Annotated in this window: 2 protein-coding genes; both read left to right on the top strand. The window is 46.1% G+C overall.

The genetic code is table 11. The features are described 5' to 3' along the window. On the top strand, positions 1-1,637 hold a 1,637-nt coding region (locus tag IE082_RS10980), incomplete at its 5' end, for a polymorphic toxin-type HINT domain-containing protein (RefSeq protein ID WP_189493953.1). 2 nt (positions 1,638-1,639) lie between these two features. Further along, complete coding sequence (locus IE082_RS10975) at positions 1,640-2,146, top strand: hypothetical protein (protein ID WP_189493952.1); 507 nt, start codon at positions 1,640-1,642, stop codon at positions 2,144-2,146. The last annotated feature ends 170 nt before the right edge of the window (positions 2,147-2,316 follow it).

Raw genomic sequence — 2,316 nt, 5'->3', positions numbered from 1 at the left:
CCAAAGAAAGTCCCACCTATCTCTCCGCCATCGCTGCCTTAGGTGAGAACCCCACCGAAAGCCAAAAGCAAGCCGTGTTTGAAACACTGTCCAGAAATGGTACATTGGGCAGCTACTTCCAAACCAACCAAGCCTACATTGACGGCCAAAAAGACTTCGCCCCAGGTGGCAAATACAACATGGCCTCCCAAGCCATCACAGGCCTACTCGCCAGTGCCGCAGGCGGCAATCTGCAACAAGGCATTGCCAACGCCGCCGCGCCACTCCTTGCCAGCCAAGTCGGTGACTACTTCGACCGCCAACCCGACACCGAAGCGAACAACGCCGCACGTCTACTCACCCACGCCGCCGTCGGTGCCGCCGTCGCCTACCTATCAGGCAACGACGCCGCCTCAGGCGCAGCAGGTGCTGTCACAGGCGAAGCGCTCGCTCAAATCATCATCAACACCAGATACGACGGCAAAACATCCGACCAGCTCACCACCGCCGAGAAAGAAGACATCCGAGCCATCTCAACACTCGCCGCAACGCTCGTCGGTGGGGTGACAGGTGGCAGCTTTGAAGATGCCGTTACTGCGGGGGCGGCGGGGTATAATGCGGTGGTGAATAATCAATTTGCGGGAGATTGGGGTCTTGCGGATGCATCTAAAGAAATACAACTCAAGAAGATTTCTATTAGAGATGCTATTAGCATAGGGCTTGATTTTGTCCCAATTATTGGCGATATTAAGGGCTTCGTTGAGGCGGAAAGCATTGGCGATTATGTGTTTGCGACAATTGGTCTTATTCCAGGTGGTGGTGATGTCATTCAAAAATCACGAAAAGCCTATTTAACCGCTAAAGCTGCGAATGATGTTAAGGGCATGAAAAATGCTTTAGAGGAAGTTGCTCAAGCTTGTTCTGGAGGCTCTTGCTTTGAGGCTGGGACGCTGATTCAAACAGACAGCGGCTTCAAGGCCATTGAGACTTTTGTCGGTGGTGAGCTGGTTTGGTCGCGTGATGAGTTTACTGGCGCAATGGGCTATAAACCTGTCATTGCCACTAAAGTCACTACAGATCAAGCCATTTATCGAATCACTGTTCAGAACAAGGATGGTCAAACCGAAACATTCGGCACAACCAGTGAGCACCCTTTCTGGGTGAAAGACATCGGCTGGATTAAAGCGAGTTTATTAGAAGCAGGTACAGAGTTGGTTGACGCACAGAACCAAACCCTGCGTATCACGCACGCTGAGCTAACCGATGAAACCGCTACCGTTTACAACATTGAAATAGAGGACTATCATACTTACCATGTCGGTGAAATCGGTGTATGGGTGCATAATGCGAACTGTTGTAGTGTATATACCTCTACAAATCCTGTAACAGGTGCAACGCAGTATGTGGGCATTACTAATAACTTAGCACGGCGGGAAGCTGAACATCTTGCATCAAAGGGTATTCGAATTGACCCTCTATTACAAAATCTTTCTAGGTCGGACGCACGCGCTGTTGAGCAAGCATTGATTGAAATCAATGGTTTGGGTAAAAACGGAGGGATATTAATCAATAAAATTAACAGCATTTCACGTACCAATCCGAGTTATGCCGCGCAACTACAACGCGGCTATGAACTTCTTAAAACAGTTGGATACTAATTATGGCCAAAATTAAAGTGGGTGATGTTTTTTCTATCCTAACCAAAAAAGGAAAGGTTTATTTGCACTACCTTCGTGCTGAAAAGGGTAAAGAGTGCATCAAAGTACTCGATGGTTTTTTTACAAAAGATTGTAATGATTTAGAAAACTTAGTTAAAGCCCCTGAACGCTTTTTTATAGGCTTTCCAGTAGCCGCAGCATACCGAAGGAAAATTATTGTACTTGAAGGATTCGTTCCCGCTAATGATTATGAGCTGCCAAAATATACAAGAACCCCAAGTTCGATTCTAGGTGTGTTTCAAGGCTGGTATATTATTGATGAACAATCTTGGGTTCGCACATTAGTAGATGATTTAACACCAGAACAATTAAAATTGTCTCCTAGAGGCAGCGTAAACGACACTCTTTTAGTCGAATGGCTCGAAACCGATTTTTCTTTAGAAAAATGGACTACTGAATATATTTTGTCAAATTTAAAGGAAGCTGCTTTAAATGGCAAAAAAGATTAAAGTGTCGTGTTGTCGTGTCCAGACTGTGCGGATGCCGTTTGAGGGCACTGTCAAGTTAACTTGTTCTAAAGATTGTAAAGCACGGAGTCTGAGTTAGAATGCGGTATGAACCCAACTAATTTGTATGCTCGCCATCGTTTTCCTCCCGAAGTTATAAGTCACTGCGTATG

Source organism: Formosimonas limnophila (genome assembly GCF_014652675.1).
GTDB classification, from domain to species: Bacteria; Pseudomonadota; Gammaproteobacteria; order Burkholderiales; family Burkholderiaceae; genus Hydromonas; species Hydromonas limnophila.
Note: the sequence above shows the minus strand (reverse complement) of the source record. Positions and strands in the feature narration are given on the sequence as shown.

Excerpts from the sequence above, each read along its gene's own strand:
- IE082_RS10975 (WP_189493952.1), top strand. The coding sequence starts at position 1,640 with ATGGCCAAAATTAAAGTGGGTGATGTTTTTTCTATCCTAACCAAAAAA.